This is a genomic window from Salinicola sp. DM10 (genome assembly GCF_017306975.2).
Classification (GTDB): Bacteria; Pseudomonadota; Gammaproteobacteria; order Pseudomonadales; family Halomonadaceae; genus Salinicola.
In genome coordinates, this window is sequence record NZ_JAFLEN020000047.1 from 1 (window position 1) to 591 (window position 591).

Genomic DNA, 591 nt, shown 5'->3' on the forward strand with positions numbered 1-591 from the left:
GATGATCCGGTGGCACGACCGGATACCAATGAAGTCACGCTCAAGCCGGGCTTGGTCTATTTCGCGAGCGGTGAAGGCGCGCTCGAGACCTGGAATCTGGCCACGGGAAGCCAGACCAGTGTAGCGATCAAGGATGGCAGCGACAGCGTGGTTACCGGGCTGGGCGACATCGCTTCCAGCGCCACATCCGGCACCCTCTATGGCGTCTCGCTAGACACCTCGATGCTCTACAGCATCGATGCAGGGACGGGGACGGCGACTGAGCTTGGCCAGGTATCGGGCCTGTCGCAGGTCAATTCGCTGGCCCTCATGCCGGATGGGAACCTGATTGCTGCCAGCTTCGTGACGCCGGGACTGTTCTCGATCGACCCGACGACGCTGGTCGCGACCCAGATTGCCGAGACGGGCTTCACGGCGGGCGGCGATCTGCAGTATGTCGGCAACCATCTCTACCTGTCCGACTCGAGCGGGAACGTGCTCGAGGTGGCGTTGAACAATGATGGCAGTATCCGCACCGACGCCCAGGGCAATGCGACCACGACGGTCGTGGCGAGCCTGAACGGCGAGATTTACGGCCTGGCGGAAAATGGT

At 62.6% G+C, this 591-nt stretch carries 1 protein-coding gene; it reads left to right on the plus strand.

Features of this window, described 5'->3' with window-relative positions; genetic code table 11:
* Window positions 1–591, plus strand: a 591-nt coding sequence (locus J0A90_RS18575; RefSeq protein WP_207037426.1) for a hypothetical protein, incomplete at both ends; no start/stop codon positions are given.